We start from the raw sequence: 22572 nt of genomic DNA, 5'->3' as shown, positions 1-22572 counted from the left end.
TGGCGCCTTACATTTCATCAAAGAGCAAGCCATGTCACTCGAACAGCCATTATCAGAAAAAGAATTCGACGAATTAGACCAATTCCTGTTGTCGGAGCGCTGCTCCGAAGACGCGATGACCATGGATATGCTGCACGGCTATCTGACGGCCGTCGCCATCGGCCCGGAACCGATCATGCCAGCCGAGTGGTTGCCGCGCGTCTGGGGCGAAGATGCCGAAGATGCACCGAAATTCAAGAACAGCAAGGAAGAAGAACGCATCGTCAACCTGATCATGCGCTTCATGAACGAAGTGCTGGTGACGTTTGAAGTGGCGCCGAAGGAATTCGAAGCCCTGTTCGTCGAGCACGACTACGAAGGCCAGACCCTGATCGACGCCGAAGCCTGGTGCTGGGGCTTCTGGGACGGCATGGAACTGCGTCCTGGCTCGTGGAATGAAATCTGGGACTCCGAAGTGGCCGAGCTGATGCAGCCGATCTACCTGCTGGGCGCCGACGAAATCAAGGAAGAAGAACTGAAGCTGGTGGAAGACCCGGTCAAGGCGCACAAGCTGGCGCAGGAACTGGAAGCGAACCTGCCGGCCATCCACCGTTTCTGGGTACCGCGCCGCAAGGCACCGGTGCAAACCATGAAGCGCGAAGAGCCGAAAGTGGGCCGCAACGACGACTGCCCTTGCGGCAGCGGCAAGAAGTTCAAGAAATGCTGCGGCGCCGAACCGGCAGCCGAGTAACATCGCAGTAGCATCCCTCTGCGCCGGCGTCCTGCCGGCGCAGCGCTGGCGCTGGCCCCCGGGCTATAATCGCCGCATGAAACTCCCCGACCTGAACCTGCTCGTTGCCCTCGATATCCTGCTCGAGGAAGGCAGCGCCGTGGCCGCCGCGCGGCGCATGCATCTGAGCGCCCCGGCCATGAGCCGCACCCTGGCGCGCATCCGCGACGCCATCGGCGACCCCGTCTTCGTGCGCTCCGGGCGCGGCCTGGCGCCCACTCCGCGCGCGCTGGAATTGCGCGAGCAGGTGCGTGGCGTGGTGGAGCAGGCGCACGCCATCTTCACGTCCGGCCGCGAAGTCGACTTGCGCACGCTGGAACGCACGTTCAGCCTGTGCGCCAACGACGTATTCGTTGGCGCGTATGGCGGCAAGCTGCGCGACCTGCTGGCCGTGCACGCGCCGCACACGGTGCTGCGCTTCGTGCCCGAAGGCGATGGCGCCACGGAAAACGACGCCCTGCATGCGGGCCGCATCGACCTGTACATCAGCGCGCGGCGCGCCTTTGCGCCCGACATCAAGCTGCAGCAGCTGTTTAGCAGCGGCTTTGTCGGCATCGCCCGCAGCGACCACCCGATCTTCGACGGCCCCATCACCCTCGACAGCTTTACCGAGTACGAACATATCAGCGTCTCGCGGCGCGGCCTGGCGCGCGGCCCGTTCGACACCATACTGGCCGAGCGGGGCTACACGCGCCGCGTCTCGCTGATCAGCCCCAACTTCCAGTCCGCCATTTTCGCCGTGGCCGATTCGCGCCTGCTGCTGCCGCTGATGCCCACGCCCCTGCTGCCCATCGTCGAGCGGCTGGGCTTGAAGTTGCGCACCTTCCAGCTGCCGATTCCCGTCGACAGCGTGGAGGTACTCCAGGCCTGGCACCCGCGCCTCGACCACGACCATGCGCACCGCTGGCTGCGGCGCATGATCAAGGAGCTGTGCGGCGGCACGCCACCAGAAGCTTAGGGTCGGATCCCCACCATCATTGCGTCTGACGCAATTCAGACTTCATCAATGATCAATTTTCATCATATTTAGCACTACCTATACTGCGTGGACTGATCCTCATCCACGGAGTTCCCTGTGTCTGCTGTACCGCTTCCCGGCGCCGCCCCCGCGGCCGCGCCACCCGCCCCTCCCGCCTTCGGCCTGCGCCTGGCCACGGGCCTGGCCGGCGTGCTGCTGGCCGTACTGGTGTCGGGCCTGAATGAAAATATCACCAAGGTCGCGCTGGCCGACATCCGCGGCGCCATGGGCATCGCGCGCGACGACGCCAGCTGGCTCGTGGCCCTGTATGCGGCCGCCTCGGTGTCGGCCATGGCGTTTGCGCCGTGGTGTTCCGTCACCTTTTCGCTGCGCCGCCTGACGGCCACCGCCATCATCGTCTGCATGGCCGCAGGTCTGCTATGCCCGTTCGCGCCAAACCTGTCCGTGCTGATGCTGCTGCGCGTGGTGCAGGGCGCGGCAGGCGGCGCCCTGCCGCCCATGCTGATGACGGTGGCGCTGCGCTTCCTGCCGCCGAACATCAAGTTGTATGGCCTGGGCGGCTATGCGCTGAGCGCCACCTTCGGCCCCAGCCTGGGCACGCCGCTGGCCGCCTTCTGGACCGAGTACCTGGGCTGGCAATGGGCCTTCTGGCAAGTCGTCCCGGGCAGCATCGTCGCCCTGCTGATGGTGTCCTGGGGCCTGCCGCAAGACCCGCTGCGCCTCGATCGCTTGCGCCAGTTCGACTGGCGCGGCCTGCTGCTTGGACTGCCCGCCATCAGCATGCTGGTCATCGGCATGCTGCAGGGCGAGCGCCTGGCGTGGTTCGCCTCGCCGCTGATCTGCGTGCTGCTGGGCGGAGGTCTTTTGCTGCTGGTGCTGTTCTTCATCAACGAATGGTCGCATCCGCTGCCGTTTTTCAAGCTGCAGCTGCTGTCGCGGCGTAACCTCAGCCACGCCCTGCTGACCCTGGGCGGCGTGCTGTTCGTGCTGCTGGCCGTGATCCTGATTCCCTCGTCCTACCTGGCGCAGGTGCATGCCTACCGCCCGCTGCAAACGGCGCCCGTGATGCTGATGGTGGCGCTGCCGCAGCTGATCGCCCTGCCTCTGGTGGCAGCCCTGTGCAATCTGCGCGCCGTCGACTGCCGCTGGGTACTGGCCATCGGCCTGGCCCTGCTGGCACTGTCCTGCATGCTGGGTGCGCGCATGTCGCCGGACTGGATCCGCACGCATTTCTACCTGCTGCAGGCGGTGCAGATCTTTGCACAACCGATGGCCGTGATTCCCTTGCTGCTGCTGGCCACCACGGGCCTGGCGCCGCAGGATGGCCCTTTCGCCTCGGCCTGGTTCAACACCATCAAGGGCATGTCGGCCGTCGTCGCCACCGGCGTGCTCGATGCGCTGATCACGCGCCGCAACCATTTTCATTCGACGGTGCTCAGTGAGCGCCTGGGCAACCTGCCGGCCGGCGTGGACATGGAAAGATTGGCGCAGCGCATGCACGCGCAAGTCGTCACCCTGACCTCGTCCGACCTGTACCTCACCGTGGCCGCCATCGCGCTGGCCATGATTGTGATCATTCCCATCCTGCCGACGCGCGTCTATCCGCCGCGCGCCGCCTGACTTTTACTTCACGAAAGAGCTTCACCATGCAAAAACCCATACTGCGCTCGCGCGCCTTTCTTCTCGGCCTGGCCCTGCTGGCCTGTGCCCTCGCCTTTTGCGCCTGGCAACTGCTGTTCGCCCGTGGCGACGAACAAAGTACCGACGACGCCTTTGTCAGTGCCGACTACACCGTGCTCTCCCCCAAGGTCGGTGGCATCGTGCGAGACGTGCTGGTGGAAGACAACCAGACTGTCAAGGCGGGTGATCTGCTGGCGCGCATCGACGACCGCGATTATCAGGCCGCCGCCGCCTCGGCCCGCGCCGAGGTAGCCGGCGCCGAAGCGCAGCTGGCGAATGCCCGCGCTACCTTGCAGCGCCAGCAATCGGTGATCGAGCAAGCCACGACCCTGGTCGACGCCAACCAGGCGGAAGACAAACTGGCGCAGCAGGAGCTGGCCCGCTCGCAGCACCTGGCCGGCCAGGGCGCAGGCAGCGTGCAGAACGCGCAGCAGGCGCAATCGCGCTTCGACGTGAGCCGCGCGCGCCTGGCGCAAAACCGCGCCGCCCTGGTCTCCACCCGCAAGCAGACGGACATTTTGCAGGCGCAGCAAGGCGCGGCCGAAGCGTCCCTGCTGCGCGCCCGCGCCAGCCTGCAACGGGCCGAACTGGATCTGTCGCATACGCAGCTGCGCGCCCCCATCGACGGCATCGTGGGACGCCGCGCCGTGCGCGTCGGCGCCCTGGTGGCGCCTGGCGCCAGCCTGATGGCCGTGGTGCCCCTGAACCGCAGTTTCGTCATCGCCAACCTGCAGGAAACCCAGCTGACCCACGTGCGCCAGGGCCAGCGCGCCAGCATCGCCGTCGACGCCTATCCGGGCGTACTCCTGCACGGTACAGTGCACAGCATCGCGCCCGCCACGGGCGTGACGTTTGCCGCCATCGCGCCGGAAAACGCCACTGGCAACTTCACCAAGGTGGTGCAGCGCATCCCCGTCAGGATCGCGCTCGAACCGGGCCAGGATGGCGACCGGGACCGGGGCACCCGCCTGCGCGTGGGCATGTCGGCCGAAGTGCGCATCGATACGGCCATGCGCCGCCAACAGCTGCAACAGGTGAGCGCACGATGAAAGCATTGATACTCATCACGGCCCTGGGCCTGGCCGGCTGCGGCAGCGTCGGCAGCGACTTCCAGCGCCCGCACCATAATCTGGGACTGCAATGGCGCCAGGCGCAGGACGCCCGTTTCGCCGCGCAGCAGGATGGCGCCATCGAACAGCGCTGGTGGGACAGCTTTGGCGACGCGACTTTGTCCGCCCTGCTGCAGCGCGCCGCCGGCGCCAACCTCGACGTGCTGGCGGCCAGCAGCCGGCTGGAACAGAGCCGCGCCGCGCGCGGAGTCATCGGCGCCGCGCAAGGCCCGTCCCTGGGTGCGAATGGCAGCTACAGCCGCGCGCGCAACAGCGAGCAGGGCTTGAGCGACCCGTCGCGCAACAACGGCCAGTCCGCCTACAACCTGTGGCAAGGCAACCTCGATGCGGCCTGGGAACTGGACCTGTGGGGCCGCGTGCGGCGCGAAGTGGAAGCGGCTGACGCGCGCGTCGAGGTGGCCGTGGAAACGCAGCATGGCGTGCTGCTGGCCGTCCTGGCCGAAACGGCGCGCGACTACATCGAGCTGCGCGGCGCGCAGCAGACGCTGGCCATCACGCAGCAACTGCTCGATATCGCCCGCCATACCTTGAACCTGACGCGCATCCGCCTGCGCGAAGGCGCGGCGACGCAACTCGACGAGGCGGAGGCGGCGGCCCACGTGGCTACCATCGAAGCGCGCCTGCCGCCGCTGCAGCAGCGCGAAGCGCGCCTGGGCAATGCCCTAGCCCTCCTGCTGGCGCTGCCGCCGCAGTCCCTGCAGGAGGAACTGGCGGCGGGCAAGGACATTCCCGCCATGACCATGCAGGTGCAGCTGGGCGTGCCGAGCAGCCTGGCCGGGCGGCGTCCCGACATCCGCCGCGCCGAAGCGCAGCTGCACGCGGCCACGGCCGCCATCGGCGTGGCGCAAGGCGATTTTTATCCACGCATCACGCTCTCGGGCAGCGTCGGCCTGCAGGCGATGCAGCTGTCCGATATCGGCTGGGACGCCAAACGCTTCGCCTTCGGCCCCGGCTTCAGCGTGCCCCTGTTCGATGGCGGCCGCCTGCGCGGCAACTTGCAATTGCGCGAGGCGCAGCAGCAGGAAGCGGCCATCGCCTACCGCCAGACGGTGCTGGCCGCCTGGCACGAAGTGGAAGATGCACTGTCTGGCTACCAGGCCAACGCCCGCCGCCAGGCCAGCCTCGATGAAGCCGTCAAGCAGGGACGGCGCGCGCTGGGCAGCGCGGAACTGCAGTACCGCCAGGGAGGCACGGACCTTCTCAACGTACTGCATGTGCAAAACACCTTATTGAACAACGAAGCGGCGCTGGTCGACAGCCGCGCCACCGCTGCGCTGTCGCTGGTCCAGGTCTACAAGGCGCTGGGCGGCGGCTGGCAAGCATTTACAAGCACATCGCAAGGAAGCAGGCCATGAAACCGAATCCCGCACATTTCTCCATCCACGACGTCAGCGACTTTCCCATCGTGCGCTTTCGCGCTGAAACGGCCGTCACCGGCTATGCCCCGCTATGGGAAAACGACATGGACGCCCTGCTGCGCCACGGCGCACCGTTCGTCCTGCTGTTCAAAGAGGAACGCAGCAATGAAGCGCACATCGACCGCAAGCGCCGCGGCCTGTGGCTCAAGCATAACAAGGTGGCGCTGGCCGCCCTTTGCCGTGGCCTCGTGTCGGTCGAGGCGGACGCGGAGCAGCGCGCGCGCCTGCAGGCGATGGCGGCCGGCGCCATGAAGGCGTTCGGCATCGTGCAGGAGGTGGCGGCCACGCGCGAACAGGCCGAGGCCCTGATGGTCTGGCTGCTCGGTAGCGGCCAGATGGCGCGGCCGCGCGCGGCGGACGTGTGGTAGTAATTTAGGCGGCCCTGCGCACCGCGCTCCTGGCAGGGATGACGCACACGTCGCCATCGCTGCTGGTCGCCGTCGTCAGGGCGATGCCGTACAGCGCGGCCAGGGCGGGCACGGCGCCGGCATCGCTGGCGATATCGGCGACCAGCTGGCCTGAGCGCACCAGCAGCAGCCGCTCAAAACCCAGCAAGGCGTGATTGATGTCGTGCAGGATGGCGACGACGGCGTGGCCGCGCGCGGCGCAAAACTGCTGCAGGCTATCGAGCAGATCGAACTGCAGGCCGGGATCGAGCGCCGCCAGCGGTTCGTCGACGAGTATCAAGCCATTGTCGACATCCCACATCTGCGCGAAAATGCGCGCCAGCTGCACCCTGGCCTGCTCGCCGCCGGACAGGGTGTCCAGGCGGCGGCCCAGCAGATGCGCGGCGTGCGCCAGGGCGGCCGCGTCCTGCACGATACGCTCCAGCGATGGGTCAAGCAGGCGCGCCACCCGCCCCAGGCCGATCACCAGCTCGCACTGCAATCCAAAAGCCACGTTCGAGCCTTGCGGCAGGACGGCGCGGCGCAGGGCCAGGTCGGCCAGCGGCCACTGCGCCAGCGGCCGGCCCGCGAATATCACCTGTCCCGCCTGCGGCTGCAGTTCGCGCGCCATCAGTTTCAACAAGGTCGACTTGCCCGCGCCGCTGGGGCCGAGGATGGCGATGCGCTCGCCGGGCGCCACCCGCACATTGAAGGGGCCAAAATACTGCTGGCCCAGTTGGGTGGTGGCGAAGGAGAGTTCCAGCAGGGACGTCATGTTCACCTCTAGGCGCTGGCGTGGCGGAAGCGCCGCAACAGCATCAGGAAAAATGGCCCGCCCAGCAAGGCCGTGAAAATACCGACGGGGACTTCCGCGGGAATGGCGACCGTGCGCGCCAGGGTGTCGGCCAACAGCAGCAGCAAGCCGCCCATCAGCATGCCCAGCGGAAGCACGCGGCGCTGGTCGGCCCCCAGCCAGGTGCGCACCAGGTGCGGCGCGATCAGGCCGATGAAGCCGATGCCGCCGCACCAGGCGACGGCAAAACCCGTCAGCACGGCCACCAGCACGATCACCTGCGTGCGCAGCCGGCCCACATCGATGCCCACATGCAGCGCCTGCGCCTCGCCCAGCGCCAGCGCATTGAGTGAGCGCATCAGGAAGCGCGTGGCCCACAGCGCGCCGGCCAGCACCAGCAGCAAAGCCGCCACCTGGCGCCAGCTGCCGGCCGACAGCGAGCCGAGGGTCCAGAAAGTCAGGGTGCGTAATTGGTCGTCGCTGGCCAGGTAGATGCACAGGCCCATGACAGCCACCGTAATGGCATTGAGCGCCACGCCCGTCAGCAGCAGGCCGACAATGGAGCCTGGCGTGGCCCAGCGGGCAACGCGGTCGAGCAGCACGCAAATGAGCATGGCGCCGGCAAACGCGGCCCCCGGCAGCAGCCACACGCGCAGCTCGGGCGCCACGTGCAGGCTGGCGGCGAAGACGATGGTGGCCGCGCCCGCGCAGGCGGCGCCGCTGCTTACGCCCAGCAGCCCCGGGTCGGCCAGCGGATTGCGAAACAGCCCTTGCGTCAAGCCGCCTGCCAGCGCCAGCGCGGCGCCGATCAGCATGGCGAACAGGGCGCGCGGCAGGCGGATATGCCACAGCACGTAAGCGCCACCGGACAGCGCATCGTCGCCCGCTTGCCAAGGGGCCAGCCAGTCGGCCAGTGTCACCGGCACGGCACCCGCCTGCACGGCGACGAGCAAGCCGCAAGCCAGTGCGGCGGCCAGCAGCCCGCCAGCGCCCCAGCGTGGCCAGCGCCACGGAGCGACAGATGCCAGGGTGGCCATGTTCATGCTGTCATGGCTTTGGCGAAGGCGGCGTCCAGTTCGGCCAGCGCCTGCGGCATGCGCGGGCCAAATCCCAGCAGCAGCATGGCTTCCAGCGAGACGATGCGGTGCTTGCGCCCGGCCGGCGTCTGCGCCAGGCCTGGCAGTTTCAAGATGCCATCCACGCCGCCCGAGGCTTTCAAGCCCTGATCCGTGACGAGCACGATATCGGGCCGCGCGGCGATCACGGCTTCCGGCGTAAGGGGCTTGTAGCCGGCGAATCCACCCAGGCCGCCCTGGCCGCCCATCACGTTGACGGCGCCCGCATACGCGAGCATGGCGTCGGCGCCCGTCTGGCGCCCGCCCACCATCACCTGGTTCGGCGCATGGGCGAGGATGAACAGCACGCGCACGGCTGATTGTACCGGTGATGGGCTGCGCTGGCGCACCTTGCCCAGGGCGCCGTCCCACTGCTGCTGCAAGGCTTGCGCCAGGCGCGCGGCGGAATCGGCACGGCCCGTTATCCGGCCCACCTGTTTCACCCGTTCGAGCAAGCCTTCGAACTGGTTATTCGCGTTCAGCACCGCCACCGGCACGCCCGCGTCGCGCACCTGGCGCAGCACCGCTTGCGGCCCCGCCTCCTCGGTGGCGATCAGCTGCGTTGGCGCAAGCGACAGCACACCCTCGGCCGACAGGGTGCGCGCATAGCCCACTTGCGGCAGCTGTTGCGCCACGGCCGGATAAAGCGACGTGGTATCGACGCCCACCAGTTCGCCCTGCGCCCCGAGCGCGTAGACGATCTCCGTCAGGGCGCCGCCGACGCTGACGATGCGCCGCGCTTTGACCACAGGTTTGCCCGCGTCGGACACGGCGGCCAGCACCTGCATCGGCGTGGCCAGGGCCAGTGCTCCCGCCCCCATTTTTTTCAGCGCGATGCGGCGCGCCACGCTGGCGGCGATCATGCGGCGCATAGTTCGCCCTCCTGCGCCACTCTGTCGACGATATGGCGCCATTCGCACAATTCATGCACGCCCGGCTTGCGTTCACCGAAGAACATGACGATGGTGTCGCCCCTGGCGTCGAACAGTTCCACCGACGTCACCAGGCCATCGACGGTGGGTTTTCTGACCACCCAGGCGCTGGCGATATGGTCTTCGCGCAAATGCAGGTTGAAGCGCGTGTCGAGGACATTGATCCACGGCCCCATCACGGCGATCTTGTGCACGGGCCCCGAATGGATCTGGATCATGCCGGCATTGCCGACGAAAGCCATGATGGAGACTTTTTCGAGGGCGGCGCTATTGAGCAGGTCCAGCACGCAGGATTTGTCGAGCTGCTGCACGAAGCGCGGCTCGGCCAGGCGCAGGCCTTGCAGGCGCGAGACCGCATATTTTTTCAGTACGGTGAAAAATTCATGCGTGTCGCGCAAATCGGCCCAGGCGGCGCGAAAGCCGGCCACGTCGATCTGCGCGTCGGGCAATTCGGCCGGCGGCGCCGCCGGCGCCGTCACGGCAATGCCGGCCGCCTGGTTCGCATCGGCAAAATGCGTCACCAAGGCGTCGTAGGCGGCCAGGTCGCTTTGCGGCTTGAGGAAAATCTTGTGCACGGCATGGCCGGCCGCATCGAAGAATTGCAGGCTGCGCTGCACCGCGTTTTCGCCCTCGTTCACCTCGCGTACGGCAAAGCCATGCGCCCAGTGGCGGTAAAACACGCGCAAGTCGATGTCGCCACCGAGCACCAGGCCCACATGGTTGTTGTGGCTGGCCTTGCGGTAGACGCCCGTCTTTTCATGCACGCACGAGGCGTTGCGCGTCAGCGCCATGACTTCGCCCAGCGGTTCCAGCGCGGCGATGATGGCGGGCCAGTCCGCCTGCAGGCGCACGGCGCCCAGCAAGGCGCCATCGGCCAGCGACAGGCCCGCATGCGCGGCGATCAGCTCGCCTTCGGCTATGCCCAGTTCCTCGGCGATGTCGCGGTGGCGGGCTTTCTTTTCGCGGCGCAGGCGGGCAAATTCGCTGGCGACCAGTTCGGTATTGCAAATGGGGAACGTGCTCGACACGGTGTCTCCTTTCAAGGCGAACACTGGCTGGCATGCGGAGGGCTGGCTGGTGGTGGGGGAATCTTGAAGTCAATTATAAATGAGAATCATTCGCAATCAAGACTTTATGTGCAAAAAAAAAGCGCCGCGACAGGAAACCCGTCGCGGCGCAAAGGAGACCGATCGATACAGCCGATCAGTTCAGGAAAACAGGATCAGGCGCTGGCCTGCACGCCCGGCATGGCCGCCGCCTTGGGCGCGGGACGCTGCGCCAGCAAGACGACGGCGGCCAGCACCATGGCGCCGCCCAGCAATTGCGTGCCGCTGACGGATTCTTTCAGCATGGTCACGCCGAACGCCATCGTGATGACGGGTTCAAACGTGGAAATAATGGATGCCTTGGCCGCGCCGATTTGCGCCACGCCGGCAAAAAAGGCGGCAATCGCGATGGCCGTCGAGAACAGGGCAATGGCGCTGACGGCCAGCCAGCCCGTCGGCGTGCCCGGCAAGGCCACGCCTTGCCACAGGGCAATCGCAGTATTCGACAGGCCAGCCGTGCCCAGGATCACCACACAGGCGGCCAATGGGTGAATATTCTCGCGGCTTTTCGACAGGCTGTTGCCAAACAGGATGTACACGGCGTACACGCCGGCGGCCATCAATGCCAGCGCGATGCCGATGGGCTGGCCCTGCAGCTTGCCGCCCAGGGTAATGGCCATGCCGGCAATGGCCAGCGCCATCAGCACCAGCATGCGCCGGTCCAGCTTTTCCCAGCCCAGCGCCAGCGCCAGGATCGTCACCAGCACGGGATACACGTACAGCAGCATGCCGCACAGGCCGCTGCTGGCATACATGAGGGCATTGAAATAGCCTTGCGACTGGGCCGTGTACATCAGGCCCATCAGCATGTAGCCGGCCAGCAGGCGGCCGCGCGGCAAGCGCCAGCCACCGAGCCACACGAGCGGCAGCAACAGCATGGCGGCAATGACGAAACGCAAGGCCAGCATGGTCGACGGGTTGACCCCGGACGCATAGGCCGCCTTGGCAAACACTGCGGAACTGCCGAAACCGGCGGCCGACAGCAACACCAGCGCAACAGCGCGGCGATCAGACATGACTAAACCTCTTTGAGTACGCCAGGGTAAACCTGCTGCGCGTCGCGCTTTGCGGCCGGCGATGCTCACCGTACTGAAGTACGGTTGCGCTTCTCAGCCACAAATCACTGCCGCTCGCGACGGTTTTCCCAGGCGTTGTAAATATTAATGCCAAGCAAGGCTGGAAGGTGACGCGTACGTGAAATGCATGCGTGAATCTTATTGCGGGTCACTTCACGCAGTGACGGCATCATATTCGCTTGCGCAAAATGAAACAAACCAATATTCTTCACGGATAGGCCAAATATTACTGAGGCTCAATTCTCTAGAAGAGTGCCATGTCCCGTCCCTTGCCCCCGCTCGCCGCCCTGCACGCCTTCGAGGCGGCCGCCCGCCATGAAGGCTTCCAGCGCGCGGGCGAAGAATTGCACGTCTCGGCCGGCGCCATCGGCCACCACGTAAAACAGCTGGAAGCGTGGCTCGGCGTGGTGCTGTTCCAGCGCCTGCCGCGCGGCGTGGTGCTCACCAGCGCCGGCCAGCGCTATGCGGCCTCGCTGGGCCCCATCCTCAACCAGCTGGCCGACGTCTCCGAGCAGGCGCGGCGCCAGGGCGATGACAAGGTGGTGACGGTGACGGCCACCAGCTCGCTCGTCTCGCGCTGGCTGATGCCGCGCCTGGGCAGGCTGCGCGACCGCTATCCGCAGATCGAGCTGCGCGTGCTGGCCTCGATGCACCCGGTCGACCTGGCGCGCGATGGCGTGGACGTGGCCATCCGCCTGGGACCGGGCCGCTATCCGGGCCTCAAAGTCGATTTATTGATGGAAGAATGGTTTTCCGCCGTCTGCAGCCCCGGCTTTCGCGCCAACGCGGCCAGCCTGCGCCAGCCCGCCGACCTGCTGCGCTACCCGCTGCTGCACGACGAGCCGGAAGTGCACCTGCCCGGCGAAATCGACTGGACGCGCTGGCTGCACAGCTGCGGCGTGCATTACAGCGGCAATAGCGGCAACAGCGGCGCGCGCTTTTCGCACACATATTTATGCCTGGACGCGGCCGCCAGCGGTCAGGGCGTGGCCATCGCCGCCAGCCCCCTGATCGGCGACGACCTGCGCTCGGGCCGCCTGGTGCGCGTTTTCGAACACGCCGTGCGCGGTCCCCACTGCTATTATCTGCTGCGCTCGCCCCAGGCGGAAACGCGTCCCCTCGTGCATGCATTCTGCGAATGGCTGATCGCCGAGGCGCGCGCCGACCAGGAAACCGTCTGGCCCACCGTGGAGAGCGCATGACGAACAGGGAACTGGCGCGCAGCGCCACATATATTGTCCAGCATGAATATGAACAAGCCACGGTGACGGCGGCCGATGGCCGGCAGGCCAGCCTGGGCGAATTCTATGGTGATCCGGCCGTGGCCTTAATCGATGCCGATGAACAGTGGTGCGCTGTGGCCGGGGAAGGATTGGTGCTGTGCCGGCTGGGCCAGCCGTTCGGGCAGTGTGCGGCATATTTCCGCCCGCCTGGAGAAGTGCGCTGGATCACGGCTTTGCGGCAAACGGGAGCGTTTGCGCTGGAGTGGCAGGATGAGGATGGCGCCTGGCACAGCCTTGTCTTTGAGGCGGCGGATGTGTCGGCTTACGCGCCAGGGCGCTAAGCCGACCTACGCCAGCGGCGGTAACGGCTCGTAGGTCGGCGTAGGTCGGCTTAAGCGCGCAGCGCGTAAGCCGACAACACCCGTAAGCCGACAACACCACTACAGTTTAATAAAATGCTCACGGTAATACTTCAATTCTTCGATCGACTCGAGAATATCGGCCAGCGCCGTGTGCTTCTGGTGTTTCTTGAAACCGGTGGCGATTTCCGGCTTCCAGCGCTTGCACAGCTCTTTCAATGTCGACACGTCCACATTGCGATAGTGGAAGAACGCTTCCAGCTTCGGCATGCCGCGCACCATGAAGCGGCGGTCCTGGCCGATGGTGTTGCCACACATGGGCGACTTGCCTGCCGGTACGTATTTCTTCAGGAACGCGATCAGTTCCGCTTCCGCCTGCGCTTCCGTCACGGTCGACGCTTTCACCTTGTCGATCAGGCCCGAGCGGCCGTGCGTGCCCTTGTTCCAGGCATCCATCTTGTTCAGCGTTTCATCCGACTGGTGGATCACGAACACGGGGCCTTCGGCCAGCAGGTTCAAGTGCATGTCCGTCACCACCACCGCCACTTCGATGATGCGGTCGGTATCGGGCTCCAGGCCCGTCATTTCCATGTCGACCCAGACCAGGTTCATCTCGTTCGGACGTGCCGGGACAACGGGTGCAGGGGTGGATGCAGCTAAGTCGGTCGCTTGTGACATAATTCTCTCTTGGCCTAATCAAACTAAATAATCAGCCATTTTCTCACAGGCACAGAATGTATTCACTCGCGTTTTCGATTTTGTTTGTATCCGTCCTCGTTTTGACCCTCGCCGTGCGCTTCTGGCTCGCTTCGCGGCAGATTCGCCACGTGCTGGCCCACCGCGCTGCGGTGCCGCCCGAATTTGCGGAAAAGATCCCGCTGGCCGCGCACCAGAAGGCGGCCGACTACACGGTGGCGAAAACCAAGTTCGGCTTGCTGACCTTGCTGGTCAACTACGCCGTGCTGATCGGTTTCACCTTGCTGGGCGGCTTGCAATGGCTGGCGCTGTCCCTGAATGAATCGATGGGAGCGGGTTCGCCCATGCTGTACCAGATCGGCCTGATCGCCGCCTTTGCCGTCATTTCCGGCCTGATCGACCTGCCCTTCGATTACTACCGCCAATTCGTGCTGGAACAACGTTTCGGCTTCAACACCATGGCACGCAAGCTGTTCTTCACGGACATGCTCAAGGGAGTGGGCCTGGGCGCGGCCATCGGCCTGCCGCTGATCTGGGTCGTGCTGACCCTGATGGCCAGGTCGGGCGACCTGTGGTGGCTGTACGCGTGGTTCGTCTGGAGCGGCTTCCAGTTGCTGATGATGGTGCTGTTTCCTACAGTTATTGCCCCGCTGTTCAACAAATTCACGCCGCTGGCCGACGAATCCTTGAAAAGCCGCATCGAAGGCTTGATGCAGCGCGTGGGTTTCGCCTCGAAAGGCTTGTTCGTGATGGATGGCTCGAAACGCAGCGCCCACGGCAATGCATATTTCTCGGGTTTTGGCGCCAACAAGCGCATCGTCTTCTTCGACACCCTGCTGTCGCGCCTGGCGCCGCAGGAAATCGAAGCCGTGCTGGCGCATGAACTGGGCCATTTCAAGCTCAAGCACATCGTCAAGCGCATCGCCATGATGTTCGTCATCTCGCTGGGCTTTCTGGCGCTGCTGGGCTTCCTGAAGACGCAGCCGTGGTTTTACGCGGGCCTGGGTGTCGATCCCGTGGCACTGGCCTTGACGGGCCAGCCGACGGATGCGCTGGCGCTGCTGCTGTTCATGCTGGCCTTGCCCGTCTTCACTTTCCTGCTGGGACCGTTGACCTCGCTCAGCTCGCGCAAGCACGAATTCGAGGCCGATGCCTTTGCCGCCACGCACACGCAGGCGGACGACCTGGTCTCGGCGCTCGTGAAAATGTATGAAGACAATGCGTCGACCCTGACGCCCGACCCGCTGCACTCGGCCTTCTACGACTCGCACCCGCCGGCCAGCGTGCGCATCCGCCACCTGAAAGGGGCTACGACATGAATACGCCATCGACTTCGCAAGACCTGGCCCGACTGAATTGCTCGCCACGCCAGCAGGCGCTGGGCGACACGGACATCGCCACCCTGCACGCCCTGCTGCCCCAGTGGACGCTGCAAAATGGCAAGCTGTGCCGCGACTTCGGCTTCAAGAACTACTACCAGACCCTGGCGTTCGTGAACGCCCTGGCCTATATGACCCATACGCAAGACCACCATCCGGAGCTCATCATCACTTACAAAACCTGCGCCGTGCGCTACGATACGCACTCGGTCAACCAGGGCGCCGGCGGCCTGTCCGAAAACGACTTCATCTGCGCCGCCAAGGCCGACCTCATCTACCAGAGCAGCCAGGTGGCCCCATGAGCGAAGGCAAGTTGACGGGTATCATCATTGCCGCCCATGGCCGCCACTACCTGGCCGACGTGGATGGCGCCAAGCTGCAATGCGTGACGCGCGGCAAGAAGACCAATGTGGCCGTGGGCGACATCGTGCACCTGACGCGCACCTCCAACGACCAGGCCGTCATCGACCGCATCGAGGAACGCAAGACCCTGCTGTACCGCTCGGACCAGTACAAATCGAAGTTGCTGGCAGCCAACCTGACGCAGCTGTTCATCGTCGTGGCGACGGAACCGGGCTTTGCCGACGACCTGATCTCGCGCTCGCTGGTGGCGGCTGACGCGGCCGGCATCGCGGCGCGCATCATCCTGAATAAAACGGACGTGACGGCCTCGCTGGAGCGCGCCCGCGAACGCCTGCTGCCGTATTCCTCGATGGGCTATCCCGTCGATGAGGTATCGGCGCGCGCCGCACCGGAGCACGCCGTGGCCACCCTGGCGCCGCTGCTGGCCGGCCAGTCGTCGATCCTGATCGGCCAGTCGGGCATGGGCAAATCGTCGCTGATCAACCTGCTGGTGCCGGACGCGGACATCGCCGTGCGCGAAATCTCGGCCGCGCTCGACACGGGCAAGCACACGACGACCTTTACGCGCCTGTACAAGCTCGATGAACTGGGTGCCAACAGCTCCATCATCGATTCGCCCGGCTTCCAGGAATTCGGCCTGTATCACTTGTCCGAAGGCATGCTGGAACGGGCCTTCCGCGAATTCCAGCCCTACCTGGGCGGCTGCAAGTTCTACAACTGCCGCCACCTGATCGAACCGCAGTGCGCCATCCTGCAAGCATTGTCTGAAGGCAAGATCGCCAAGATGCGCCATACCCTGTATGGCCAGCTGCTGCACGAATCGGCGCAGACCCTCTACTAAGCGCACGCCGCAGAACAAAGATAGCGATAAAAAAAGCTCGGCTGGCAAAATTTAATTTTGCAGCCGAGCCCGCCATCCGACTTTAATCCCAAAACCGTTCATCCGCTGTTTTCGGCATTTCAGCGCGTCAAACCTGCCTTCCATCGCCTGCCACTGGCGATGGTGAGGCGCCTTTGCTAACTTGACACCAGTCCCTGCCGGAAACCCGCCAGCGACCACACGATCTAACTCTAACCAATCCTGTCATCCTGATCGAAGGTGAATGTCATGCATACCAAACGCTTACTCCCCCTCCTCGCCGCCATCTTCGCCCTTGCTGGCGGCACCGCCCAGGCGCAAAGCGCCGCCGCACCGCAAAGCGCCGACAGCGTGCGCGTGACCCCTGGCGCCTACTATCCGGTCACGGCAAAGCAAGCTTTCGACATCGAACAGCAATACCGCCTGTCGAATGGACAACGGCTGGAAGTCCACCAGCAGGACAAGCATTTTTTTGGCCGCCTGATCGATGAGCGCGAATGGCAGGAAAAGGCCAGCGTGGAAATCTACCCTACCGGCCCTGGCCAGTTTGTCACCCAAAAGGGCGCCACTTTCGTCTTCAGCAATGAAGGCGCGCATGTGGTGATCGACGACGCCCAGTTCCTGCCCGGCTTGCGCATGCCCGCCGACATGCGCAGCGCCAGCACTGCGGCTGGCAGCAGCATCCGCCTCGCGTCGCGCTAAGCGCCGGGTCCAGCATCGGACGCCGGGGGGCAAATCGCCCCCGCCGGCGGCGCCTTGCCGGTTGAATAATTCTGACCGGCGCACTGAACAATTCCCCTGAATGCAGCTTACAATGCGATGACACATGGCCTGTGCCGTCGCAGGCTGGCGCACTGTTTGCGGGGAGAATGCTTGAATGGAAATGTTCGCGCTCGAACATGACGTAGCGCAGTGGGAAAGCGCATTGCTGCCGTTGCGTGGCGCCGGGCGCATACCGCTGCTGCTGTTGCTGTCCTGGCATTTGCGCCAGCGTGATTGCACAAGAGCAATTGCGCTGAGCGAGGAAGCGCACCTGCTGCTGCCGCTGGGCGACCTGGAAACGGCAGCACTGGAACAGGCGCGCGCGCGCCTGCAACTGGTGCAGGCGGAAGTGGCGTGGCTGCAAGGCGCGCTCGATTCCGCGGAAAGCCTGGCCATGGCGGCACGCGCCACCTGCGACGCGCACGGCGACGCCGTCGGTTGCGCCGATGCCCACTGGCTGCTGTCCTCGATCGCCGTCGACCGGGGCGACCATGCCCGTTGCGATGCCGAACTGCTGGCCGCGGCGCAGCAAGCGCGCGGCGCCGGCGATGCGATGCGCGCCAGCCTGGCCGACGCGGCCTCGGCGCGCTGGGCGGTCTTGCGCGATGCGCCTGCCGCACAGGCCCGCTGGGGCGGGCATCTCCAGGCCGACGCCGGCGTCAAGCTGCCCGCACCGCTGGCAGCCTGGGTGCATGACTTCCTCGGCTTGCTGGCGCACACCTCGCGCGACCTGGGCACGGCCGCCGGCCACTACATGCAAAGCTATGAAGCGGCGCTGGAAAGCGGCCAGCTGCGCGGCGCCATCACGGCCGCCATCAATATCGGCGACTGTTTCGCCAGCCTCAACGACAATGAATCGGCCCTCGAATGGATGCAGTGCGCGCTGGACCTGGCGCGCCCCACCGGCTGGCCGCGCAGCATCGGCGCCTGCCAGACGCATACGGCCGAAACCATGCGCAAGCTGGGACGCCTGGGCGCCGCCGAAGACTTGCTGCGCGAAGCGCTGCAGATCCTGGCGCCCGTGTCGGGTGCGCGCACGTATGCCAACGCGCTGTTCCACCTGGGCGAACTGAGCCTGGACAAGGGCGACTACGACACGGCGCTCGACGCCTTCAGCCGGCTGGCGCAGCGCGCCGAAGCGCTGGGCCAGGCCGATTTCCGCAGCATGGCGCAGCGCGGCCGCGCCCACGCGCTGTCCTACCTGGACCGGCCGGACGAGGCGCTGCAGGCGGCCGAACGGGCTTGCCAGCTGGCCACCGCGCAGGGCGACGCCATGCACCAGGTGGCGGCGCTGCGCGTGCTGGCCATGCTGCATGCGCGCCACGAGTTGCCGCCACCGGCAGGCATGTCAGAACGCAATCCCGCCCTGCATTTCCTGCACCAGGCGCTGCAGGTGGCCGCCTCCATCGAAGGGTATTCGCCGCCCGGCGAACTGCTCGATGCGCTGGCGCGCGAATACGCGCATGCGGGCGACTATGCGCGCGCCTACGATATCGCCCTCGATGCGGGCGTGGCGCGCGAAAAAAGCCACACCCAGCAAGCGAGCAACCGCGCCACCGCCATGCAGATCTACCACCAGACGGAACATGCGCGCTCGGAAGGCTATCACCACCGCGAACTGGCCGCCTCCGAAGCGCGCCGTGCCGAAGTACTGCAACAGACCAGCGACACGCTGGAACGGCTGTCGGCCATCGGCCAGGAAATCACCACCCACCTCGACGCCAGCGCCGTGTTCCAGGTGCTTGACCGCCACGTGCATGCCTTGCTGCCAGTCAACACCTTCGCCGTCTACATGCTCGATGCGGCGGGCACGGCGCTGCGCCGCGCGCACGGCATGGAAGCGGGCCGGCCGCTGTCCGACAACGCCATTCCACTGAGCAATCCACGCGCCTACTCCGTGCGCTGCCTGCTGGGCCGGCGCGAAGTGTATATCGACCAGGTGCCACCGAAGCGCCACGCCTACACCGTGCCCGGCACCCTGCATAACCAGAGCGTGCTGTACGTGCCCTTGACCGTGGGCGAGCGCGTGCTGGGCGTGATGACGGTGCAGGCTTGCCATGCCCATGCCTACGGCGAACGCGAGCGGCTGATCTTCCGCACCCTGTGCGCGTATGGCGCCATCGCGCTCGACAATGCCAGCGCCTACCGGCAGCTGCAAGATGCCCAGGCGCAACTGGTGTCGCAGGAAAAACTCGCCGCCCTCGGTTCCCTGATGGCCGGTGTGGCGCATGAACTCAATACCCCGATCGGCAACAGTCTGTTGATCGCCAGCACCATGCAGCAAAAAACGGAAGACGTGGAACGCCTGATGAACGGTCCCGGCCTGCGCCGCTCCGACCTGGCCGCCTACATCGAGGATGCGGGCAAGGCGTCGGCGCTGGTGATGCGCGGCCTGCACAGTGCGGCCGACCTGGTCAACAGCTTCAAGCAGGTGGCCGTTGACCGCACCACGGAACAGCGGCGCCAGTTTGACCTGCAACAGGTGAGCAATGAAATCATCGCCACCGTCATGAACCGCATCCGCAGTTCGGGCCACCGCATCGAGACGGACATCGCATTCGGCATCGCCATGGACAGCTATCCGGGCCCATTCGGCCAGGTGATCACCAACCTGATCAACAACGCCCTGCTGCACGCGTTCGCTCCCGCGCCCAACGATGGCGGCGCCGGCGCGGGTTGCATGCACCTGTCCGCCACGCTCGATGGCGCGCGCGTACAGATCGTCTTTGCCGACAATGGCGGTGGCATTTCCGAACAGCATCTGTCACGCATCTTCGACCCCTTCTTTACTACCAAGCTGGGCCAGGGCGGCAGCGGCCTCGGTTTGTCGATCAGCTACAACATCGTCACGGCCTTGCTGGGTGGCACCATCCAGGTGACCAGCAGCTCCTCCGGTACGCGTTTCACGCTCGATCTGCCGCTGCTGGCGCCACAGATCGATGCGGCCACGCCCGCCAACATCTATTGAGCCGGCAAGCGCCTGGCTGGACGCGGCCACTTGTCTACACAAGTACCCGTCCGGGCAGTCTTTCCAATCTAAAAGCAAAACCCTTATAATTGAATGGCTGAAGTCCCTGCCATTGCATGATTTACAACTTGGCAAACCGCATCGACCCGCGCGACAAACAGGCACGGGCACCGATCAACACAGCAGCGCGCCGGGCGAGGCAGTCATCAGACGAGATGTTGTACGCTGATGCAACCCGGCGGGAAAGGCACGCCGCCGGCGGCCTGCGCATCTTCAAGTGGTCATTATGTCGATAAAAAAACCGATCAAGCACTACCTCCAGTTCTCCGATTTCACGTTGGAAGAGTACGAATATGTGATCGAACGCGCCCATCTGATCAAGCGCAAGTTCAAGAATTACGAAATCTACCATCCACTGATCGACCGCACCCTGGTGATGGTCTTTGAAAAGAACTCCACCCGCACGCGATTGTCGTTCGAAGCGGGCATGCACCAGCTGGGCGGCGCCGCCATCTACCTGAACACGCGCGATTCCCAATTGGGCCGCGGCGAGCCGGTGGAAGACGCGGGCCAGGTCATGTCGCGCATGTGCGACATCATCATGGTGCGCACGTTTGGCCAGGAAATCATCGAGCGTTTCGCCGCCAATTCGCGCGTGCCGGTGATCAATGGACTGACCAATGAACACCACCCGTGCCAGGTGTTTGCCGACATCTTCACCTATATCGAACACCGCGGCTCGATCGCCGGCAAGGTCGTCGCCTGGATCGGCGATGCCAACAACATGCTGTACTCGTGGCTGCAGGCAGCCGAAGTGTTCGGTTTCCACGTCAACGTGTCGACGCCGCAGGGCTACGACATCGACCTGGCGCAAGTCAAGACGGAACGCTACACGTTCTTTGCCAACCCGTCCGACGCCTGCGAGGGCGCGCACCTGGTCAACACGGACGTGTGGACCAGCATGGGCTACGAAGCAGAAAACGCGGCCCGCATTGCCGCCTTCGACGGCTGGATCGTCGATGGCGCGAAGATGGCCCGCGCCGCGCCCGACGCGCTGTTCATGCACTGCCTGCCCGCCCACCGCGGCGAGGAAGTGGCCGCCGAAGTGATCGACGGCCCGCAATCGGTGGTGTGGGACGAGGCGGAAAACCGCCTGCACGTGCAAAAAGCGCTGATCGAATACCTGTTACTCGGTAAAATCAACTAATTCGCCAGGCACTGCAACCATTCTGGCAGCATCGCAATACATACATCGACAACGACAACTGGAAGCAATATGAGCGACATTAAAAAAGTAGTCCTGGCCTATTCCGGCGGACTCGACACCTCCGTCATCCTGAAATGGCTGCAAGATAACTACCAGTGCGAAATCGTCACCTTCACGGCCGACCTGGGCCAGGGCGAAGAACTGGAACCGGCGCGCGCCAAGGCCATCAAATTCGGCATCAAGCCGGAAAACATCCATATCGAAGACGTCCGCGAAGAATTCGTGCGCGATTTCGTCTTCCCGATGTTCCGCGCCAACACCGTGTACGAAGGCGAATATTTGCTGGGCACCTCGATCGCCCGTCCGCTGATCGCCAAGCGCCTGATCGAAATCGCCAACGCCACCGGCGCCGACGCCATCTCGCACGGCGCGACCGGCAAGGGCAACGACCAGGTGCGTTTCGAACTGGGCGCCTACGCGCTCAAACCTGGCGTGAAAATCATCGCCCCATGGCGCGAGTGGGATCTGCTGTCGCGCGAAAAACTGCTGAAGTACGCGGAAGACGCCGGCATCGACATCGACATGAAGCACAAGAACGGCGGCGCGCCGTACTCGATGGATGCCAACTTGCTGCACATCAGCTTTGAAGGCCGTCACCTGGAAAACCCGAGCGCCGAAGCGGAAGAAAGCATGTGGCGCTGGACCGTCAGCCCTGAAAAGGCGCCGGACGAAGCCGAGTACCTGGACATCGAATACGAAAAAGGCGACATCGTCGCCATCAACGGCGTGCGCATGTCGCCTGCCACCGTGCTGGCCGAACTGAACAAAGTTGGCGGCAAGCATGGCGTGGGACGCCTGGACCTGGTGGAAAACCGCTACGTCGGCATGAAATCGCGCGGCTGCTATGAAACCCCGGGCGGCACCATCATGCTCAAAGCCCACCGCGCCATCGAATCGATCACACTGGACCGCGAAGTGGCCCACCTGAAAGATGACCTGATGCCGCGCTACGCGTCGATGATCTACAACGGCTACTGGTGGGCGCCCGAGCGCGTTGCCCTGCAAACCCTGATCGACCACACGCAGGAAACCGTGAACGGCTGGGTACGCATCAAGCTGTACAAGGGCAATGTCATCGTCGTCTCGCGCGATTCGAAGACCGATTCGCTGTTCGACATGAACATCGCCACCTTCGACGAAGACGGCGGCGCCTACAACCAGGCCGACGCCGGCGGCTTCATTAAGCTGAACGCCTTGCGCATGCGCATCGCCGCCATCGCCCGCGAAAAGCGCGGCCAGAAGTAATTGGTTATCGGGGAGGCGCCGCCTCCCGCGCCAGCCGAAAGCCGCCCACGGGCGGCTTTTTTTACGT

Annotated in this window: 21 protein-coding genes; 15 read left to right on the top strand and 6 right to left on the bottom strand. The window is 64.9% G+C overall.

Features of this window, described 5'->3' with window-relative positions:
• The first annotated feature begins 31 nt into the window (after positions 1-31).
• The 6 genes from FJQ89_RS25640 (at position 32) to FJQ89_RS25615 (ending at position 6344) form a co-directional block, all read left to right on the top strand.
• Positions 32-730: a UPF0149 family protein gene (locus FJQ89_RS25640; RefSeq protein WP_141172227.1), complete on the top strand. Its 699-nt coding sequence runs from the start codon at positions 32-34 to the stop codon at positions 728-730.
• Positions 731-806: 76 nt separating this feature from the next.
• Complete coding sequence (locus FJQ89_RS25635) at positions 807-1727, top strand: LysR family transcriptional regulator (RefSeq protein ID WP_141172226.1); 921 nt, start codon at positions 807-809, stop codon at positions 1725-1727.
• 117 nt (positions 1728-1844) lie between these two features.
• Positions 1845-3368 carry an MFS transporter gene (locus tag FJQ89_RS25630; RefSeq protein ID WP_141172225.1) on the top strand — a complete coding sequence of 508 codons (1524 nt, stop codon included), beginning with the start codon at positions 1845-1847 and terminating at the stop codon, positions 3366-3368.
• 26 nt (positions 3369-3394) lie between these two features.
• Entirely contained in the window at positions 3395-4477 is a 1083-nt protein-coding gene (locus tag FJQ89_RS25625; protein WP_141172224.1) for an HlyD family secretion protein, read from the top strand.
• The gene (locus FJQ89_RS25620) at positions 4474-5913 is read left to right on the top strand and encodes an efflux transporter outer membrane subunit (protein WP_141172223.1); all 1440 of its coding nucleotides are present in this window, start codon (positions 4474-4476) and stop codon (positions 5911-5913) included. Before FJQ89_RS25625 ends, FJQ89_RS25620 begins: the two co-directional genes overlap by 4 nt.
• A complete protein-coding gene (locus FJQ89_RS25615; RefSeq protein WP_205704535.1) occupies positions 5910-6344 on the top strand; it encodes a hypothetical protein in 435 nt (144 codons plus the stop codon). The genes FJQ89_RS25620 and FJQ89_RS25615 overlap by 4 nt, the downstream gene beginning before the upstream one ends.
• Before the next feature lie 4 nt (positions 6345-6348).
• Here FJQ89_RS25615 and FJQ89_RS25610 read toward each other — a convergent pair whose 3' ends face one another.
• The 5 genes from FJQ89_RS25610 to FJQ89_RS25590 all read right to left on the bottom strand — a co-directional run bounded on the left by FJQ89_RS25610 (position 6349) and on the right by FJQ89_RS25590 (position 11324).
• Entirely contained in the window at positions 6349-7137 is a 789-nt protein-coding gene (locus tag FJQ89_RS25610; protein ID WP_141172222.1) for an ATP-binding cassette domain-containing protein, read from the bottom strand.
• An 8-nt stretch (positions 7138-7145) separates the two neighbouring features.
• On the bottom strand, positions 7146-8198 hold the full coding sequence (locus FJQ89_RS25605; RefSeq protein ID WP_141172221.1) for a FecCD family ABC transporter permease: 1053 nt from the start codon (positions 8196-8198) through the stop codon (positions 7146-7148).
• On the bottom strand, positions 8195-9142 hold the full coding sequence (locus tag FJQ89_RS25600) for a heme/hemin ABC transporter substrate-binding protein (RefSeq protein WP_141172220.1): 948 nt from the start codon (positions 9140-9142) through the stop codon (positions 8195-8197). Before FJQ89_RS25600 ends, FJQ89_RS25605 begins: the two co-directional genes overlap by 4 nt.
• Positions 9130-10230: a hemin-degrading factor gene (locus tag FJQ89_RS25595; RefSeq protein ID WP_205704534.1), complete on the bottom strand. Its 1101-nt coding sequence runs from the start codon at positions 10228-10230 to the stop codon at positions 9130-9132. The genes FJQ89_RS25600 and FJQ89_RS25595 overlap by 13 nt, the downstream gene beginning before the upstream one ends.
• A 194-nt stretch (positions 10231-10424) precedes the next feature.
• A complete protein-coding gene (locus FJQ89_RS25590) occupies positions 10425-11324 on the bottom strand; it encodes a DMT family transporter (protein WP_141172219.1) in 900 nt (299 codons plus the stop codon).
• A gap of 317 nt (positions 11325-11641) precedes the next feature.
• On the opposite strand from FJQ89_RS25590, the gene gcvA reads away from it, so the two are divergent.
• The gene (gene gcvA / locus FJQ89_RS25585; RefSeq protein WP_071078774.1) at positions 11642-12586 is read left to right on the top strand and encodes a transcriptional regulator GcvA; all 945 of its coding nucleotides are present in this window, start codon (positions 11642-11644) and stop codon (positions 12584-12586) included.
• Positions 12583-12948, top strand: a complete 366-nt coding sequence (locus FJQ89_RS25580) for a hypothetical protein (protein WP_141172218.1) — start codon at positions 12583-12585, stop codon at positions 12946-12948. The genes gcvA and FJQ89_RS25580 overlap by 4 nt, the downstream gene beginning before the upstream one ends.
• A gap of 99 nt (positions 12949-13047) precedes the next feature.
• Here the strand turns inward: FJQ89_RS25580 and orn are convergent, their stop codons facing one another.
• Positions 13048-13644, bottom strand: coding sequence for an oligoribonuclease (gene orn, locus FJQ89_RS25575; RefSeq protein WP_205704533.1), 597 nt, complete (start codon positions 13642-13644; stop codon positions 13048-13050).
• Between the two features lie 56 nt (positions 13645-13700).
• On the opposite strand from orn, the gene FJQ89_RS25570 reads away from it, so the two are divergent.
• The 7 genes from FJQ89_RS25570 (at position 13701) to FJQ89_RS25540 (ending at position 22505) form a co-directional block, all read left to right on the top strand.
• The gene (locus FJQ89_RS25570; RefSeq protein ID WP_141172217.1) at positions 13701-14981 is read left to right on the top strand and encodes a M48 family metallopeptidase; all 1281 of its coding nucleotides are present in this window, start codon (positions 13701-13703) and stop codon (positions 14979-14981) included.
• Entirely contained in the window at positions 14978-15343 is a 366-nt protein-coding gene (locus FJQ89_RS25565) for a 4a-hydroxytetrahydrobiopterin dehydratase (RefSeq protein ID WP_141172216.1), read from the top strand. The genes FJQ89_RS25570 and FJQ89_RS25565 overlap by 4 nt, the downstream gene beginning before the upstream one ends.
• Positions 15340-16245: a ribosome small subunit-dependent GTPase A gene (gene rsgA / locus FJQ89_RS25560; protein WP_141172215.1), complete on the top strand. Its 906-nt coding sequence runs from the start codon at positions 15340-15342 to the stop codon at positions 16243-16245. The genes FJQ89_RS25565 and rsgA overlap by 4 nt, the downstream gene beginning before the upstream one ends.
• A 267-nt stretch (positions 16246-16512) precedes the next feature.
• The gene (locus tag FJQ89_RS25555) at positions 16513-16965 is read left to right on the top strand and encodes a hypothetical protein (RefSeq protein WP_141172214.1); all 453 of its coding nucleotides are present in this window, start codon (positions 16513-16515) and stop codon (positions 16963-16965) included.
• A gap of 175 nt (positions 16966-17140) precedes the next feature.
• A complete protein-coding gene (locus FJQ89_RS25550) occupies positions 17141-19993 on the top strand; it encodes an ATP-binding protein (protein WP_141172213.1) in 2853 nt (950 codons plus the stop codon).
• 286 nt (positions 19994-20279) lie between these two features.
• Entirely contained in the window at positions 20280-21200 is a 921-nt protein-coding gene (gene argF / locus FJQ89_RS25545; protein WP_099760165.1) for an ornithine carbamoyltransferase, read from the top strand.
• Positions 21201-21269: 69 nt separating this feature from the next.
• Positions 21270-22505, top strand: coding sequence for an argininosuccinate synthase (locus tag FJQ89_RS25540; RefSeq protein WP_071078781.1), 1236 nt, complete (start codon positions 21270-21272; stop codon positions 22503-22505).
• Positions 22506-22572: the final 67 nt, after the last annotated feature.

Origin of the sequence: Janthinobacterium tructae (assembly GCF_006517255.1) — a bacterium.
GTDB classification, from domain to species: Bacteria; Pseudomonadota; Gammaproteobacteria; order Burkholderiales; family Burkholderiaceae_D; genus Janthinobacterium; species Janthinobacterium tructae.
This window is presented reverse-complemented; position numbering and strand designations above follow the sequence as displayed.

Excerpts from the sequence above, each read along its gene's own strand:
- FJQ89_RS25590 (WP_141172219.1), bottom strand. The coding sequence starts at position 11,324 with ATGTCTGATCGCCGCGCTGTTGCGCTGGTGTTGCTGTCGGCCGCCGGT.
- FJQ89_RS25580 (WP_141172218.1), top strand. The coding sequence starts at position 12,583 with ATGACGAACAGGGAACTGGCGCGCAGCGCCACATATATTGTCCAGCAT.
- FJQ89_RS25635 (WP_141172226.1), top strand. The coding sequence starts at position 807 with ATGAAACTCCCCGACCTGAACCTGCTCGTTGCCCTCGATATCCTGCTC.
- FJQ89_RS25550 (WP_141172213.1), top strand. The coding sequence starts at position 17,141 with ATGGAAATGTTCGCGCTCGAACATGACGTAGCGCAGTGGGAAAGCGCA.
- FJQ89_RS25555 (WP_141172214.1), top strand. The coding sequence starts at position 16,513 with ATGCATACCAAACGCTTACTCCCCCTCCTCGCCGCCATCTTCGCCCTT.
- FJQ89_RS25640 (WP_141172227.1), top strand. The coding sequence starts at position 32 with ATGTCACTCGAACAGCCATTATCAGAAAAAGAATTCGACGAATTAGAC.
- argF (WP_099760165.1), top strand. The coding sequence starts at position 20,280 with ATGTCGATAAAAAAACCGATCAAGCACTACCTCCAGTTCTCCGATTTC.
- FJQ89_RS25570 (WP_141172217.1), top strand. The coding sequence starts at position 13,701 with ATGTATTCACTCGCGTTTTCGATTTTGTTTGTATCCGTCCTCGTTTTG.
- orn (WP_205704533.1), bottom strand. The coding sequence starts at position 13,644 with ATGTCACAAGCGACCGACTTAGCTGCATCCACCCCTGCACCCGTTGTC.
- FJQ89_RS25610 (WP_141172222.1), bottom strand. The coding sequence starts at position 7,137 with ATGACGTCCCTGCTGGAACTCTCCTTCGCCACCACCCAACTGGGCCAG.
- FJQ89_RS25615 (WP_205704535.1), top strand. The coding sequence starts at position 5,910 with ATGAAACCGAATCCCGCACATTTCTCCATCCACGACGTCAGCGACTTT.
- gcvA (WP_071078774.1), top strand. The coding sequence starts at position 11,642 with ATGTCCCGTCCCTTGCCCCCGCTCGCCGCCCTGCACGCCTTCGAGGCG.
- rsgA (WP_141172215.1), top strand. The coding sequence starts at position 15,340 with ATGAGCGAAGGCAAGTTGACGGGTATCATCATTGCCGCCCATGGCCGC.
- FJQ89_RS25620 (WP_141172223.1), top strand. The coding sequence starts at position 4,474 with ATGAAAGCATTGATACTCATCACGGCCCTGGGCCTGGCCGGCTGCGGC.
- FJQ89_RS25540 (WP_071078781.1), top strand. The coding sequence starts at position 21,270 with ATGAGCGACATTAAAAAAGTAGTCCTGGCCTATTCCGGCGGACTCGAC.
- FJQ89_RS25600 (WP_141172220.1), bottom strand. The coding sequence starts at position 9,142 with ATGCGCCGCATGATCGCCGCCAGCGTGGCGCGCCGCATCGCGCTGAAA.
- FJQ89_RS25625 (WP_141172224.1), top strand. The coding sequence starts at position 3,395 with ATGCAAAAACCCATACTGCGCTCGCGCGCCTTTCTTCTCGGCCTGGCC.
- FJQ89_RS25605 (WP_141172221.1), bottom strand. The coding sequence starts at position 8,198 with ATGAACATGGCCACCCTGGCATCTGTCGCTCCGTGGCGCTGGCCACGC.
- FJQ89_RS25565 (WP_141172216.1), top strand. The coding sequence starts at position 14,978 with ATGAATACGCCATCGACTTCGCAAGACCTGGCCCGACTGAATTGCTCG.